Source organism: Janthinobacterium sp. (genome assembly GCF_031995485.1).
In the GTDB taxonomy this organism is placed as follows: domain Bacteria; phylum Pseudomonadota; class Gammaproteobacteria; order Burkholderiales; family Burkholderiaceae_D; genus Janthinobacterium.
In genome coordinates this window covers 68977-83088 of sequence record NZ_DAMAGB010000011.1, presented here as the reverse complement: position 1 = coordinate 83088, position 14112 = coordinate 68977, and the positions used below count along the sequence as shown (strand labels likewise).

The 14112-nt window shown below is 65.8% G+C and carries 16 protein-coding genes; 9 read left to right on the top strand and 7 right to left on the bottom strand.

Annotated elements, in window-relative coordinates; all coding sequences use genetic code 11:
- The first annotated feature begins 22 nt into the window (after positions 1-22).
- Positions 23-1237: an MFS transporter gene (locus RTQ46_RS09805; RefSeq protein WP_409518313.1), complete on the top strand. Its 1215-nt coding sequence runs from the start codon at positions 23-25 to the stop codon at positions 1235-1237.
- 45 nt (positions 1238-1282) lie between these two features.
- Positions 1283-1927, top strand: a complete 645-nt coding sequence (locus RTQ46_RS09800; protein WP_312436227.1) for a CatA-like O-acetyltransferase — start codon at positions 1283-1285, stop codon at positions 1925-1927.
- Here the strand turns inward: RTQ46_RS09800 and RTQ46_RS09795 are convergent.
- Positions 1918-2676, bottom strand: a complete 759-nt coding sequence (locus RTQ46_RS09795) for a helix-turn-helix transcriptional regulator (RefSeq protein WP_312436226.1) — start codon at positions 2674-2676, stop codon at positions 1918-1920. The two genes, RTQ46_RS09800 and RTQ46_RS09795, sit on opposite strands and share 10 nt — an antisense overlap.
- Before the next feature lie 91 nt (positions 2677-2767).
- Between RTQ46_RS09795 and RTQ46_RS09790 the strand changes: the two genes are divergently transcribed.
- The gene (locus RTQ46_RS09790; RefSeq protein WP_312436225.1) at positions 2768-3529 is read left to right on the top strand and encodes an alpha/beta hydrolase; all 762 of its coding nucleotides are present in this window, start codon (positions 2768-2770) and stop codon (positions 3527-3529) included.
- On the opposite strand, the gene RTQ46_RS09785 is transcribed toward RTQ46_RS09790, so the two are convergent.
- From RTQ46_RS09785 to RTQ46_RS09775, 3 genes are all read right to left on the bottom strand, one after another.
- On the bottom strand, positions 3526-4173 hold the full coding sequence (locus tag RTQ46_RS09785) for a LysE family transporter (RefSeq protein ID WP_312436224.1): 648 nt from the start codon (positions 4171-4173) through the stop codon (positions 3526-3528). The two genes, RTQ46_RS09790 and RTQ46_RS09785, sit on opposite strands and share 4 nt — an antisense overlap.
- A gap of 73 nt (positions 4174-4246) precedes the next feature.
- Positions 4247-5080 (bottom strand): MerR family transcriptional regulator, encoded by an 834-nt coding sequence (locus tag RTQ46_RS09780; protein WP_312436223.1) that lies wholly within the window; start codon positions 5078-5080, stop codon positions 4247-4249.
- A 72-nt stretch (positions 5081-5152) separates the two neighbouring features.
- Positions 5153-6241: a flavodoxin family protein gene (locus RTQ46_RS09775; RefSeq protein WP_312436221.1), complete on the bottom strand. Its 1089-nt coding sequence runs from the start codon at positions 6239-6241 to the stop codon at positions 5153-5155.
- A gap of 121 nt (positions 6242-6362) precedes the next feature.
- Between RTQ46_RS09775 and RTQ46_RS09770 the strand changes: the two genes are divergently transcribed.
- Entirely contained in the window at positions 6363-6935 is a 573-nt protein-coding gene (locus RTQ46_RS09770) for a helix-turn-helix domain-containing protein (protein ID WP_312436220.1), read from the top strand.
- A 7-nt stretch (positions 6936-6942) separates the two neighbouring features.
- A complete protein-coding gene (locus RTQ46_RS09765; RefSeq protein WP_312436218.1) occupies positions 6943-7476 on the top strand; it encodes a GNAT family N-acetyltransferase in 534 nt (177 codons plus the stop codon).
- Here the strand turns inward: RTQ46_RS09765 and RTQ46_RS09760 are convergent, their stop codons facing one another.
- Both RTQ46_RS09760 and RTQ46_RS09755 read right to left on the bottom strand, forming a co-directional pair.
- Complete coding sequence (locus RTQ46_RS09760) at positions 7477-7881, bottom strand: cytochrome c family protein (protein WP_312436217.1); 405 nt, start codon at positions 7879-7881, stop codon at positions 7477-7479. It abuts the gene before it with no gap.
- 182 nt (positions 7882-8063) lie between these two features.
- Complete coding sequence (locus RTQ46_RS09755; RefSeq protein WP_312436215.1) at positions 8064-8939, bottom strand: EamA family transporter; 876 nt, start codon at positions 8937-8939, stop codon at positions 8064-8066.
- Between the two features lie 119 nt (positions 8940-9058).
- Here RTQ46_RS09755 and RTQ46_RS09750 point away from each other — a divergent pair, with 119 nt between their 5' ends.
- Positions 9059-9430 carry a VOC family protein gene (locus tag RTQ46_RS09750; RefSeq protein WP_312436213.1) on the top strand — a complete coding sequence of 124 codons (372 nt, stop codon included), beginning with the start codon at positions 9059-9061 and terminating at the stop codon, positions 9428-9430.
- A gap of 78 nt (positions 9431-9508) precedes the next feature.
- Here RTQ46_RS09750 and RTQ46_RS09745 read toward each other — a convergent pair whose 3' ends face one another.
- Positions 9509-10549, bottom strand: coding sequence for a LacI family DNA-binding transcriptional regulator (locus RTQ46_RS09745; protein WP_312436212.1), 1041 nt, complete (start codon positions 10547-10549; stop codon positions 9509-9511).
- Between the two features lie 90 nt (positions 10550-10639).
- Here RTQ46_RS09745 and RTQ46_RS09740 point away from each other — a divergent pair, with 90 nt between their 5' ends.
- The 3 genes from RTQ46_RS09740 (at position 10640) to RTQ46_RS09730 (ending at position 14089) form a co-directional block, all read left to right on the top strand.
- Positions 10640-11833, top strand: coding sequence for a phytanoyl-CoA dioxygenase family protein (locus RTQ46_RS09740; protein ID WP_312436210.1), 1194 nt, complete (start codon positions 10640-10642; stop codon positions 11831-11833).
- Positions 11834-11862: 29 nt separating this feature from the next.
- On the top strand, positions 11863-12984 hold the full coding sequence (locus RTQ46_RS09735; protein WP_312436209.1) for a Gfo/Idh/MocA family oxidoreductase: 1122 nt from the start codon (positions 11863-11865) through the stop codon (positions 12982-12984).
- Positions 12985-13297: 313 nt separating this feature from the next.
- On the top strand, positions 13298-14089 hold the full coding sequence (locus RTQ46_RS09730; RefSeq protein ID WP_312436208.1) for a hypothetical protein: 792 nt from the start codon (positions 13298-13300) through the stop codon (positions 14087-14089).
- Positions 14090-14112: the final 23 nt, after the last annotated feature.

Genomic DNA, 14112 nt, shown 5'->3' with positions numbered 1-14112 from the left:
CCTAGCCCGCCCCTGTCTCGCCATGACCGACGCGCCCGCCGCAACGCCTGTTTCCGTACCTGCCATGTCCGGCGACGATCGATCGATGCGCCGCCGCTCGCTGTTCGCCGCTTGCGGCGCCCACGCCGTCCATGACGGCCTGACGGACGCGATCTATGTCCTGCTGCCGATCTGGCAGACTCAGTTTGCCCTCAGCTATGCCATGGTGGGGCTGTTGCGCGCATCGTATTCGGGCATGATGGCCGGTTTTCAATTATTGGCCAGCCGCATGGCCAGGCGCTGGGGGCGCGAACGCATGCTGGTGGCCGGCACGGCGCTGGCGGGCCTGGCCTATCTGCTGGCCGGGCTGGCAGGCGGTCTGTCGGTATTGCTGATGGCGCTGCTGCTGGGCGGCCTCGGTGCCAGCGTGCAGCATCCACTGGCCTCGTCGATCGTCACCGATACGCACGAAGCGGGCGGCGGCGTGAAGGAGGCGCTGTCGCACTACAATTTTGCCGGCGATATCGGCAAGACCCTGATTCCCGCGCTGGTGGGCCTGCTGCTGCTGGCATGCAGCTGGCAGGCCAGCGTCGGGCTGCTGGGGCTGCTGGGCCTGGCCGCCGCCGCCTTGCTGTGGCGGCTGCTGCCCAGGCCGGGCGAGGTGCCAGCCAGCCAGGCAACAGTGCTCAAGCCGAGCACGCGGAACGGATCGGCAGGCGGCTTTCATGCGCTGCTGGCCACCGGCACGCTCGACAGCGCGGTGCGCATGGGCTTTCTCACCTTTCTGCCATTCCTGTTGAAAAGCAAGGGCGCCGGCACGGCCGGTATCGGCTTGGCCCTGTCGCTGCTGTTCGTCGGCGGCGCCTTCGGCAAGCTGCTGTGCGGCTATCTGGGGGCACGCATCAGCATGATGAAAACCGTCTGGCTGACCGAATCGATGACGTCTGTGCTGATCGTGCTGGCTCTGTGGCTGCCGCTGGCCGCCATCATGGCCATGCTGCCTTTGCTGGGACTGGCGCTGAATGGCACTTCGTCGGTGCTGTACGGCATGGTGCCGGAACTGGCTGCGCCCGGCAGGCGCGAGCAGGCGTTTGCGTTGTTCTATACCGGCAGCATAGGCGGTGGCGCGGTCGCGCCGGTGCTGTTCGGGGCGCTGGGCGACGTCATCGGCGTGCCGGCGGCGCTGCTGATGCTGGCCGCCTTGCTGCTGCTGACCTTGCCGCTGGCCTGGCGCGTGCAACGGAGCTTGCAGGCTTGACGATGATACTTGCTCGCCGGCATGGCGATCGTCTACACTCGCCGCATGAAAAATTTTGAAAAGCGGCGCGACCGCTATGAGCTGTTCCGCTCGTTTGACAATCCACTCGTCAATCTCTGTTTCCAGCTCGACGTGCCGGACTTCCGCCCCTGGTGCCGGGCGCGCCAGATCCCCGTGTTTCACTTTTTCCTGTATTGCGTGCTCAACACGGTGAAGGAAAGCGATAACTTCATGTACCGCATTCATGAAGGGGAAGTGATCAGGATCGATGATTTTCCCGCGTCCTACACGGTGATCAATGACGATAACAACCTGAACTACACGCGTTTCGAAATGACGGATGAGCTGGAGCTGTTCGTCGAACGCAGCCTGGCCGCCAAGCGCATTGCCGAAGCCAGTTCAATGCTGATCAATACGGGCGAAGGGGAGAGCGTGCGCGAGCAGCGCAACAATATCTTTATCACCAGCCTGCCGTGGCTGGACCTGACGTCGATCGAACATCCGGTCTACCGCCATGCGGACGCCGATATTCCCTGCATCAGCTGGGGCAAGTTCGGACCCGCCAGGGACGGGCGCATGGCGCTACCGTTTTCGGTGCAGGCGCATCACGGTTTTGTCGATGGCTACCATATCGGGCAGCTGGCGCAGGCCATTGCGCAGCGGATCAGCACGGTCATGGCTCAAGGCTGATAGGCGCTGGGCACCTCGCCCAGCACGCGCCGGAACGCGGCCGTAAAGGCGCTGGGGCTGGCATAGCCCAGGTCCAGTGCCACGCGCGTGACGGGCTGTCCGTCGGCCAGCCGCGCCACGGCCGCCAGCAGACGCGCCTGCTGGCGCCACTGTGCGAAGCCGAGCCCGGTCTGGGCGCGGAACAGCCGCGTAAAGGTGCGCCGGCTCATGCCGGCCTGGGCCGCCGCGGCATCGAGATCGCCCTGCCGTTGCGGTTCATGGAACAGGCTGGTGCATAGCCGCGCCAGCCGCGCATCCTGTGGCAGGGGCGCGTTCAGGGGCAGCGCCGGCATGGCGGCGATTTCATCGAGCAGCAAGGCCATCAGGCGCCCGGCGCGCGACTCGTGCGCATACAGGGCGTCGATCCTGACCGCTTCGCCCAGCAACTGGCGCAGCAGCGGCGTGGCGTCGAGCACCTGGCAATGCGCCGGCAGGCCGGCCGCGCGGCCCGCTTCGCTGTCGATAAAAATATTGAGCATGGTCACCGCGCCGTGCATGCGCATGCCGTGTGCCATGCCTGGCGGCAGCCAGCAGGCGCGCTGTGGCGGCACCAGCCAGTTGCCTTGCGGCGTATGGACACTGATGGCGCCGCAGGACGCATACGCAAACTGGCCGCGCGCATGGCGGTGGCTGGGGAACTGCGTGCCGGCGGCATAGTCTCGCGCGGTGGCGATCAGCGCGCGTGGCACCTCGGTATAAAAGTCGGGCATGGCCCGAACTCTACAGTATTTGACCCGCTGCCGGAAGCGGGCCAGCGCCACCGCGCTTACCATCAGCCCTTTTTTATCTGCAAGGGCACACATGATCAACACCTATCATCGTCATGGCAACGGCGCGCATGGCGTCCTCGTGCAGCATGGCTGGTTCGGCGACGCGCGCGCGTTCGCGCCGATGGAAGCGGGCCTGGACGGCAATGCCTTCAGCTATATCTTCATGGACAGCCGCGGCTATGGCCGCATGCGCGGTGTGGCGGGCAGCCATACGATGGCGGAAACGGCGCGCGATGCGCTGGTGCTGGCAGATAGCCTGGGCCTGGACACCTTCAGCGTGATCGGCCACTCGATGGGCGGCATGGCGATGGAACAGCTGGCCCTGCTGGCGCCCGGGCGCGTGCGCAAGCTGGTGGCCGTGGCGCCCGTGCCCAGTGGCGGCGTGCCGCTCGACGCCACCGCCAGGGCGCAGTTTCTCGCCGCCGCCGGCAGCGTGGCGGCGCGGCGCGCGATTATCGACCGCAGCACAGGCGGCCGCCTGCCGCCCGCGTGGCTGGACTGGAAGGCGCGATATTCCTGGGAGCATTCCGACCAGGCCGCGTTTGCCGCCAGTTTCCTGGCGTGGGCCGGCATGGATTTCAGTGCTGATGTGAAAGCGGCCGCATTTCAGGTGCCGCTGCTGGTGCTGACGGGCGAGCACGATCCGCGCTTCGATGCGGCCCTGATGCGGCGCACGACCCTGGCGTGGTATCCGCATGCCAGGCTGGAGGTGCTGGCCAATTCGGGACACTATCCGATGAATGAAACGCCGCTGGCTTTGGCGGCCAGCATCGAGGCGTTCCTGCGCGCTTAAGCGGCCTTGCTGCGCAGGCGCAGCAAGCTCAATCCCAGCAGCACGAAGGCGCCGCCCGAGATGCGATTGAACAACCTGGCGCGGCCGGGGCTGGCGAGCTGGCTTTTCAGCAGGCGCGCCAGGTTGGCGTAGACCAGATGGGCCAGCATGGCGCAGGCGACGAACGAGGTGGTCAGCACGGCAAACTGGATCCCCACCGGCTCGCCGGGGGCGATAAACTGCGGGAACAGCGCCGAGAAGAACAGGATCGCTTTCGGGTTGGTCAGCGCTACCGTCAACCCCTGGCGGAACAGTCTTGCGTTGGAATTCGGGTCCGCTGCGCGCGCCTGCGGTGCCGCGCTCGGCGCGGCCACGATGCTGGTCTTGCTGCGCCACTGCTTGATGCCCAGGTACACCAGATACAGCGCACCGGCCAGTTTCAGCAACATGAAGGCGGTAGCCGAGGTGGCCAGCACCACGCCCATGCCGGCCATGGCCACGCCGGAAATAATAAACAGGCCGACGCCATTGCCCAGGCTGCTGATCATGGCGCGGCGCGGGCCGACGGCAATCGCATTGGAAATGGCGAGCAGCACGGCCGGGCCGGGCGAAAACGTGACAAGCAGGGCAACGCCGCAAAACAGCAGCCAGTTAGAGAAATGCATGAGAGTATCCGGGATATGTTCGACGGACCCTCATTGTACGAAGTATACGGCCGGTTGTCCCGCAATGATCGGCTCAGGCAGGGCGTTCGGGTGCCTCCTCGCCGGGAAGGGGCAAGCCTTCGGAGCGGGCCAGCTTGACCAGGGCCTGCTCCAGGATAGCGCGTGCCCGGCCTGCCGCATGGGCCAGTTCCCGGTGCAGCAGCGAGTCTTGCGGATTGCGCCCTACGCATTGCTGGCTGTAACGCTCGAAACTGCCCAGCATGGCCAGGATATCGGCCAGGTGGCGCGGGCATTCGCATTGTACGGCGCTGGCCGCGTCGCTGATGGCGCGCAGCGCGGCGTGGTCGAAACGCGAAGGCGGCACCGGTGTGTAGCCGGGCTCGGGCGTGGTCGGCGCAGGCAGCAGCGATGACAGCTCGGGCGCCGCAGGGCGCTCGGCCTTTCTCATCGAGGTGGCGCACAGGCGCAGGATATCGGCGGGCGAGGCCGGTTCGCGCGCCAGCAGGCAGTCGTGCATGCGCAGCTGTTCCAGCGTGGTGCTGGCGCCGAAGTGGTACAGCACCACCAGCATGGCGCCGTCCGCGGCCACCCGCCGGATGGCGTCGACATGCGGCAGCACACTGTCGTCGACCTCGCCGATTTCGATCAGCACGATATCGATGGCGGCCTGGCGCAGGCTGCGCGCCGCGTCGGCCACGCTGTCCGACACGCGCACCACGTCGCAGGCAGGCATCGTGCTGCTGCCGCGCAGGTCACTCGACAAACGCATCGGCAGGCTGGCGCCGACCAGCGCCACGCGCAGCGGCCGGGCGGAAAGGGGCAGGCTGCTGGTGGACAAGCCTGCATGACTGCCCGGACCGCTCCTGAACGAGGCGTCTTCTTGGGAAGCATTCAGCAATATCGGCATAGGCCCTCGCGCGGATGATGTCATATTCATTGTAGTCCTGCCTGGTTTTGGCGCAAGCGGTGTTTGCTTGCCTTACTTGGGCCGTGGTGGCGTGAGCTGCGCATCGGGCGGCGCCAGCGTACCGGCGCGCTGCCGCTTGACGGCCTCGGCCACGGCGCGCGCCACGTTGCGCACCTCTTCCTGCATTTCCAGGTCGCGGTCCAGCGTCTCGTGGCTGGCGGCATAGCTTTCGTAGTAGCCGATAAAGCGGTCCAGGCGCGCCTTGGCGCCGGCCGCAACCAGGCCCATCCAGTCGAGCCAGTCCGACAGGCCGCGCCGCACGCCCTCGATGCCGGCCACGTCGCCGTGCACCACCAGGCCGTAGGCGCGCCCGGCCAGGTGCTTGGGATAGTCCCAGCCTTTCAGTTCCAGTTCCTTCGCCTCGACCGCCTTCTTGCCGTGCGTGGAGGTGGGGTCGGGATTGCCGCCGTCGGCGCACACCAGCCGGTCGATCATCTGTTTCAGCACGCCTGGCGTCTGGTACCAGTAGACGGGCGTCATGATGATCACGCCATGCGCGGCCACCCATTGCTCGTAGATGCTGGCCATCCAGTCGTTGACCTGGCGTTCGCCATGATTCGGATAGCAGCTGCAGGGCCAATGGCACAGCGGCATGGCGGTCGAGGCGCAGCCCTTGCACGGGTGGATATGCAGGTCGTAGGAAGACGTCAGCAGGCTCAGGTCGAGCAGGTCCACCTCGATGCCATCGGCTTCCAGGATCTCGCGCGCCCACTGCGCCATGCGCCAGGTCTTCGAGATTTCTCCGGGGCAGGTGCCGTCATTGCGCGCCGAGGCGCAGATCAGCAGCACGCGCGAACGCGTGGCAGGATCTTTTTGCTGCGCTTCGGCGGCCAGCAGGCGGTCGCGCGTGTCTTTCCATTCCACGGACAGATCGTAGTCGGGATCGGCAAAGCCCGGTCCCGCTTTTTGCGTGACGGGCGCCTTGCGGCTGTCCTTGTAATTGTTCCAGGCGACGTCCTCGACTTGCCGCAGCGCCTCGCGCACGCTGTCGAACGTGGGGTCGGCAAACGAGCGGATGAATTGCAGATGGAATTCGTCGCGCTGCAATTTGGCGGGCGCCTGGCCCTGGCGTGGCTGGGGAATGGCTGGCGTGTCGGACATGGCTGGCTCCAGTAAAGATCGATGATCCATGCTCGCAGCGCGCGCCAGATGAGTCTGTGCGTTGCGCAACGGTAATCGGCAGCGCTTGCCGATTTTCCATTTATGGAATAAATTCCCGTATATGGAAAACATGATGACACAAGCAGACAGCACCGAACTGCGCCTGGCCCAGCGCCTGCGTCAGCTGCGCATGGAGCAGGGCTGGTCGCTGGACCAGCTGGCCACGCAAAGCCAGGTCAGCCGTGCCACCCTGTCCCGGCTGGAGAACGCCGAAGTCAGTCCGACCACCAGCGTGCTGGGCCGGCTGTGCGCCGTGTACGGCATGCCGATGTCGCGCCTGCTGCGCATGGTGGAAGACGAGTTTGCGCCTTTATTGCGGCGCGCCGAGCAACCGGTCTGGAGCGATCCGCAGACGGGTTTCCGGCGCCGTTCCGTGTCGCCGCCGTCGCAGGCGCTGGCCGGCGAAGCGCTCGAATGCGAACTCGACGCTGGCGCCCATATCGCCTATGCCGCTTCGCCGCGGCCCGGCCTGGAACACCATCTGCTGCTGCAGGAAGGCAAGCTGACCGTCGCCGTCGATGGCCAGGCCCATGCCTTGCTTGCCGGCGACTGCCTGCGTTACCAGCTGTCCGGCCCCAGCGCCTTCGACACGCCGCCAGACAGCGGCGCCCGCTATTTTCTTTTTATCGTGTGAGCCTGCCATGACTGTGTGTATCGCCACGCTGGACCCCGCCGCCATCACGGCGCGCCTGCCGCAACTGAGCGAATTGCTGCATGCCTGCGTGCACGACGGCGCCAGCATCGGTTTTATCCTGCCGTTCGGGCCGGCAGACAGCCAGGCGTTCTGGACCGGCAATGTGCTGCCGGCCGTGGCGCGCGGCGTGCGATTGCTGCTGGTGGCGGAACTCGATGGGGAGATTGCCGGCGCCGTCCAGCTCGACTGGGACACGCCGGCCAATCAGGCGCACCGGGCCGAAGTGCGCAAGCTGCTGGTGCACCCGCAGTTTCGCCGGCGCGGCATTGCGCGCCAGCTGATGCTGGCCGTGGAAGCGCGGGCGCGGGCGCTGCCGCGCAACCTGCTGACCCTGGACACGCGCACCGACGACCATGCCGAACCGCTGTATCTGTCACTGGGCTACCGGGTGGCGGGGGTGATACCAGGCTACGCGCTGGAGCCGGAAGGCGGCAGGCTGGACGCCACCACCATCATGTACAGGCAGTTGGCTGCCACGTGATTATTGCGTGCGCAGATATGCCAGCAGATCGGCCATCTGCTGCGCATTGCCGATGCCCCAGAAGCGCATGTTATTGCCCGGAATAAAATCGCTGGGTGCTGTCAGGAAGCCGGCCAGGTTCTGTTCGGTCCAGACGATATTGGCGTTCTTCATGGCGACCGAATAGCGGTAGTCGGTCGTCGAGCCCGCCTTGCGGCCGATGATGCCCGTCAGCTTCGGACCGAAGCCGGCGCGTGCCGATGGCCCCACCTGGTGGCAGGAGGCGCAGCGATAAAATGCTCGTTTCCCGGCGACGGGGTCGCCTTTCAGGGCGGCGACGGGCGCCGCATGAGAGTGCGCAGCGAACAGTGCGCCCAGGACGAGCAGAAGATGACAGGCAAGCTGACGCGGGAATAAGGTAGTCATGGTCCGGCAATATTGCGTGGATGCGATGTCGCATTTTACAGGGAGGCGGGTTTGCTGACGTAACATGCCGCGAACGCTGTTCCGGGACGCAGCGGAACACTGGCGGCAGACGGGGACGCCGAGTCCCGCCGGGTCTGACCCCGGCCCTTGCTTTGAGGTGTAAGCCAGCAGAACGATTGACACTATTTGCCCGACTGCGCCCCCAGCGCCGCCATTGCCGACGCACACACGATGCAGCCGATGGCCAGCCACTGGACCAGGCTCAGATGCTCGCCCAGCACCGCCATGGCGGCCAGCGCGCTGACGGCGGGCGCGGCGCTGCTGAACATGCCGAACACGCCTTGCGGCAGCCGGCGCAGGGCAAAGATTTCCAGCGAGTAGGGCAGTGCGCTCGACAGCATGGCAATCGCCAGCCCCGTCAAGGCCAGCGATGGCGACAGCAGCGCCGTGCCCGCATAGGCGGCGCCGATCGGCACCGTCAGCAGCGCCGCCACCGTCATGCCCCAGCCTACCGCCTGTCCACCCTGCATCGAGGAAGCGCGCTTGCCGAAGATAATATACAGCGCCCAGCAGGTGGCAGCGCCCAGCGCGTAGGCCACGCCGACGGGATTCAGGCTGCCCGGGCTGCCCTGCAGCGGCAGCAGCAGATACAGGCCGAACACGGCGCAGGCCACTGCCAGCAGGTCGCGCGGGCGGCGCGACGACAGCATGGCCACCGCCAGCGGCCCCGTCACTTCGATCGCCACCGCAATGCCGATCGGAATGAGGGCAAATGCGCGGTAGATCAGCAGGTTCATCATGCCCAGCACCGTGCCGTACACCAGCAGGTTGAGCACATCCTTGCGCGTCACGGCAAAACGCCACGGCCGGAAAATCGCCAGCAGGATCAGCGCCGAAAACCCCACGCGGTAAGCCGTGATGCCTTCCACGCCGATCACGGGAAACAGGTTCTTGGCGATCGCCGCCCCCAGGTTGACGGAAATCTGGCCGCCGAGGACGGCCAGGGATGGCAGCAGGATGCTGTCAGGAAGGGGAGAGGCGGTGGCGGGCGAGGTCATGGGGCGACATTTTAATATGCCGGCGCGCAATGGTGGCCGGCGCGTGACTGTCCAGCGCATTTATGGTGAAATGGCAGGACGGATAATGTCCATTTCATCACTTTTACCGGGAGCATCCCATGAAACGCGTCACCGGCATCGGCGGCATTTTCTTCAAGGCCAAGGACGCGCGAGCGCTGCGCGCCTGGTACCAGACCCATCTTGGCATCGACGTGCAGGCCTGGGGCGGCGCGGCGTTCCAGTGGCAGGACACAGGCGGCAGCACCATCTGGAATGTATCGCCGGAAAACGACGATCCATACGCGCCGGGCACGGCGCCGTTCATGATCAATTACCGTGTCGACGATCTCGACGCACTGCTGGACGCCCTGCGCGCCGAAGGCTGCAATGTGCTGGGCAACAGCGAGGCATCCGAATACGGCAAGTTCGGCTGGGTGCTCGATCCCGAAGGCAACAAGGTGGAGTTGTGGCAGCCGCCAGTCGAGATGTAACCCAACCGCAAGGGCCGGGGTCCGAGCCCCGCAATTGCGCCGTTACGGGTAACTGCAAAATACGCTGGAACGCTCAACTTAGCCGCGTCCGGCCAGCACCGGCAAATTCCAGGGCGTCACCACCTGGATCGCCGACAGCGCCGCCGCCTGCTTCAGCGGCGGCAGCGCGCCCTGCGCGCGCAGGATATCCTGGCAGGCGCGCCGCATGTCCTGGCCCAGGTCGTGATGCAGCACGGCGTGGAGCGCGCCGCTGCGCAACAGCGCCAGGTTATCCGTGTCGAGGTCGTGGCCGACAAATACCTGGCAAGAACGATTTGCCTGCTTGAACGCCTCGATAATGGCCGCATTGCCGCCGCCGATCGAATACACGGCGGCGATGCCGGCATGCTCCAACAACGCCTGGCGCACCAGCGGCCCGGTGGCATGGTCGATGCCATGGCCTTCGCTCACTTCCACGATGGCTAAATTCCGGTGCCGCTCGCGCAATGCGCGGCGGAAACCAAGTTCGCGTTCCTCCTCGCCGTGATAGCGGTTGCTGCTGAGCGTTACCAGCACCTGCTGTCTGGCTTCGCGGCCCATCCACTGGCCGATCAGATACGCTGCCGTCTCGCCGGCGGCGCGGTTGTCCATGCCGACATAGGTGCTGCGCTTCGACCCGGGCAGATCGGTCACCAGGGTCACGACGGGAATGCCGGCCGCCGCCAGCCGGTCGACGGCGGCGGTGACCGGCGGCAGGTCGGGCGCCTTGAGCAGCACGCCGTGGCTGCCATTCTTGCGCAGGCGCTCCAGCAAGTCGACGATGCGCTCGCTGTCGAGCGTCTCGTGCAGGTGAAAGCGCGAGCGCAGCACGGCCGGCTGCAGCGACGGCAGCTCGGCCTCCAGCGCCGCGCGCACCGAGTCCGTAAAACGCTGCGGCGCCACCATCAGCACATCGATCATGAATTTCCGGCCCGCCAGCCCGACCTGCTCGCTCTGCCGCGCCAGTTCATCGAGCGCCTGGGTGACGCGGCGCACGGTGGTGGCATGCACGCCGCCGCGTCCCCTGACGACGCGCTCGACGGTGGCCAGGCTCACGCCTGCCTGCAGCGCGACGACTTTCAGGGGAAACGGATGGGTCATAACTGACGGGTTTTTGAGGGGTTTTCCGAGAAAAAATGCTGGTTTTCCTGCTTATACTGATAGTACAGCAAATAAAAAAAGGAGACCTTCATGCATGCTCGACAAGGCAACGTGCCGCTGCCGGAGCCATTCTGGCTGGCCGGAACAGATTGCGATCTGGACGAGTTTATCGCCCTGGCCAGCCAGCAGACCCGGCTGGCCGACTATCCGTTCGCCGCCGGCGTGGCCTCGAATGTGCCGGTCTATGACTGCGACGCCGTGCGGCGGCAGGCGGCCGATCCCGCAGCCCTGCGCGCCGTGCAGGCCGAATGGGGCCGCGCGCTGGCCGGCGGTCCCGGCGTGATCGTGCTGCAGCGGGCCGTGAACGATCTCGCCATCCTCGATCACGTGAGCCAGGTATTTCGCGACCTGATTGCCGATCAGCATGCCAGCGGCAGCGCCAGTGGCGACCATTTCGCGCGGCCCGGCGCCAACGACCGCATCTGGAATGCGCAACAAAAACTTTGCCTGCGCGATCCCATCGCCTTTGCCCGCTATTACGGCAATCCGGTGCTGGCCTGGGTCAGCCAGGCCTGGCTGGGACCGGGCTACCAGATGACGGCGCAGGTCAATGTCGTCAATCCCGGCGGCGCGGCGCAGTCGGCGCACCGCGACTATCACCTGGGTTTCAAGAGCGCCGCAGGCAGCGCCGCTTATCCGGCCCATGTGCACCTGATGTCGGCGGCGCTGACCCTGCAAGGGGCCGTGGCCCACTGCGACATGCCCCTGGAATCGGGGCCGACGCTGTATCTGCCGTATTCGCAGCGGTATCGCGCCGGCTACCTGGCGTATCACAATCCCGCTTTCCGCGACTATTTCGAGCAGCACAAGGTGCAGTTGCCTCTGGCAAAGGGCGACGCCGTGTTCTTCAACCCGGCGCTGTTCCATGCGGCCGGGCACAACCGGTCAACCGACATCCGGCGCATGGCCAACCTGCTGCAGGTATCGTCCGCGTTTGGCCGCGCGATGGAAACGCTGGACCGCAAAGCCATGAGCGCGGCGCTGTATCCGGCGCTGCTGTCGTTAAGAGCACGGGGGCAGCTATCGGTCGAGGCCACCGGACACGCCATTGCCGCCTGCGCCGAAGGCTATGCGTTTCCGTGCAACCTGGACCGCGACCCGCCGATCGGCGGCATGGCGCCGCAGACGCAGCAGCAGATCCTGCTGCAGGCGCTGGAAGAACAATGGCCGGCGGCGCGCCTGCAGGCGGCACTTGACGACAAATATTGGCGCCAGCAAGCCTGAGCCGACGATTTCCATACGGGAGAACCTTCATGACAAACACCATCCGCATCGGCCTGATCGGCTCGGGCTATATGGGCAAGGCCCACACGATTGCCTGCAAATCCGTGCGCACCATCTTCCGGACCGAACTGACGCCCGTCTGCGAATGCCTCTGCACCAGCAGCGAAGAGGGCGCCGCGCGCTGTGCGCAGGAGCTGGGCTGGAACCGCTCGACCGGCGACTGGCGCACGCTGGTCAACGACCCGCTGGTCGACGCCATCATTATCGCCACGCCGCCGCACACGCACAGGGAAATGGTGCTGGCCGCGCTGGCGCTGGGCAAACCCGTGTTTTGCGAAAAGCCGCTGGGCATGTCGGCCGCCGAATCGCTGTCGCTGGCCGAGGCGGCGGAGGCTGCGGGCGTGGTCAATATGGTGGGCTTCAACTATATCCGCACGCCCGCCAGCCAGCTGGCACGCCAGATCATCAACGGGGGCGAAATCGGCGAAATCATCCATGTGCAGGCCGAACACGTGGAAGACTATCTGCACGACCCGCGCGCGCCGGCGTCGTGGCGCACGCGCGCGGCCACCGCCACCCGGGCCGGCGCGCTGGCCGATGTCGGCTCGCACCTGATCAACGCCGTGCTGCGCCTGGCCGGCCCCATCGACAGGCTGGTGGCCGACATGAACGTGGTGCATGCGCAGCGCACGGGCCCGACAGGCAACGAGGCGGTGGAAAACGACGACCAGGGCAACCTGCTGGTGCGCTTTGCCAGCGGCGCGCTCGGTGCGCTGACCTTCAGCCGCGTGGCGGCTGGCCGCAAGATGGGCTATGCCTACCGCATCACGGGCACCAAAGGCGCGATCGCCTTCGACCAGGAAAACCAGAACGAACTGTGGCTGTACGATGCCGGCCGCCCTGCGCAGCGCCAGGGCTTCCAGCGCCTGCTGCTCGGCCCGGCACATCCCGACTACCTGGCGTTTTCGCAAGGGCCGGGCCATGGCACCGGCTACAACGACCAGATCGTGATCGAAGCGCGCGACTTCCTGCAGGCGATCGCCAGCGGCCAGAACACCTGGCCGACGTTTCGCGACGGCCATGAAGTGGATAAAGTGGTGGAAACTGCGCTGCGCTCGGTGGAGCAGGGTGGATGGGTGCAGGTGGGGTAATGCGGCCATGCCATTGGCCTTGTCAACCATGTTGTCGGGTTACGCCCTGCGGGCTAACCCGACCTGCGCGATGTGCCCGCTCATCGCATCGTAATCCGGCAACATTGCCCGCTGACCGGACAGTAGGTCGGATTAGCGCTTGCGCGTAATCCGACAAGATTGTTGGCACTGCCGGTGATGGTGCGGCATCAATCAAGCTTCAACGCCTGGTTGCCTATAAATCCGTGCGCACCATCTTCCAGATGAAACAGCGATAGCCCTGACGTCAAGTGCGGCGCTGGACAATCCGGCACCCATGGTTTAAGTTGGCGCCATGGAAAAACCGACTGACACAACGCCACTTGACCTGCACTCTGCGGCATGGGCCAGCCTGGCCGATGCTTACGGCGGCGCTGAAAAAATCCCCGCGCTGCTGCAAAGCCTGCGACAGGGAGACGCCGAGGCCCTGGACGATTTATATGGCCATATTTGTCACCAGGGCACGATTTACCCGGCGTCGGTCGCCGCATTCCCGCACCTGGTGTCGGTGGCGGCGGCAGTGGCGTCGCCGGACGTGCGCGCGGGCGTGCTGTCGCTGGCGGCTTCGATTCATGAAAGCATGCGCCTGGACGAGCCATTGCAGCCATCCCCTTATGACGCCGCTTTTCATGCCGCAGTGCCGGCCGCGCTTGCCATGGCGGTCGCCGACCTGGCACGGACCGAGGACAGGCTGAGCGGCATCTACCTGCTCAAAGCCGCCACCGCCTTTGCCGGATTTGCCGGCGCGGCGCGGGTCTTGAGCGGATTTGCCGACGAGGAGTTCTCCCTGGCTTGCCCTGGCTGCGGGGTTGAGCTGTATGTCTGGCCGGTGCCGGAAGGATTGTCCGCCGCCACCGCAGACCCTGTATTCACGCCATCGGCGAAAACGGCGCCGGTGATTGCCGGCCCGGTCGACAGCTCGGCCCAGCTCGCCGCCTTTGTCTGGCTGAAGGCGCAGACGGCCGCTTTGCCCTGCCTCGATGACGTCGCATTTCGCCTGCCGTTCCTGTTTGGCAGCGCGCGCTGCGCCGAATGTGGCCACGCTTTTTCGCTGATGGACGCGCTGGTCGGCGATGCATCGGATTAGTCCGATGCATCGCTGAGGCGTGC